The organism is Synechococcus sp. R55.7, from assembly GCF_047461955.1.
In the GTDB taxonomy this organism is placed as follows: domain Bacteria; phylum Cyanobacteriota; class Cyanobacteriia; order Thermostichales; family Thermostichaceae; genus Thermostichus.
In genome coordinates this window covers 1-812 of record NZ_JANSIC010000430.1, presented here as the reverse complement: position 1 = coordinate 812, position 812 = coordinate 1, and the positions used below count along the sequence as shown (strand labels likewise).

At 61.5% G+C, this 812-nt stretch carries 2 protein-coding genes; both read left to right on the top strand.

The window, feature by feature from the left end; translation table 11 throughout:
• Positions 1-90: 90 nt before the first annotated feature.
• Positions 91-582 (top strand): hypothetical protein, encoded by a 492-nt coding sequence (locus NW820_RS12950; RefSeq protein ID WP_414407716.1) that lies wholly within the window; start codon positions 91-93, stop codon positions 580-582.
• 6 nt (positions 583-588) lie between these two features.
• Positions 589-812: matrixin family metalloprotease (locus NW820_RS12945; protein ID WP_414407715.1), on the top strand; the 224-nt coding region annotated here is incomplete at its 3' end.

The window sequence follows — 812 nt, the reverse complement described above, 5'->3', positions numbered from 1 at the left end:
GCCTTCAGGCCGGGGAGGATGTCAAACGAACGACACTTGCTTTCTGAGCCACTAACCTTGTAGAAAGACAAGGGCGAAAGGGCGGCTTTGATGCGGCGCCGCATTCTACAGCTTTGCATCCTCGGCTGGACGATGCTCCTCGTCCTGGCAGTGGGGGGCAGGGGATCCCTTCCAGTTCCCCACTTTTTTGGCATTGAAGCCCTGCAAGCCCAGGCTCAAACTCAAGCCGGAGAACTGCCGCAGCCGATGCGGCTCAAACTCCCCCCCGGCCTGGATCGCTACGCCTACGACAAGGCGGTGGGAGACTACTTTGAGGAAATCGAGCCGCTTTTGCCAGGTGGAGCCTATGCCCAGTGGGCCTTCTATCCCGTCCCTATCTACATCCAAGGGGATCACCCCCAGTGGAAGGCCTCCGTGGAGCAAGCGGTGAAGGAGTGGTCGGCCTACATCCCGCTCAAGGTGGTGGCCAAAGAGGAGGAGGCTTTCTACGGGATGAGCATTTACCGCGTTCCTCCTATTGGCGGCGGGGTGGCTGGGGCGGCCCGCCCGGAGTTTTTCTTCGCCTCCGATGGCTCTTTGTAGCAGCGGGTGCGCATCGTCATTGCAGAAGGACAGGGGTTGGCCGAAATAACGGCGGTGGCCCGACACGAGATCGGGCATGGGCTGGGGCTGTGGGGCCATAGCCCGAACCTGCGGGATCTGATGTATGGCGGACACCATGCGGCGGCTACCGGCAATCGGCGGGTGTTGCGGGTGCCCAACATTACCAAGCGGGATCTCAACACCCTCAAGCGCGTCTACGAGCAGCCCAC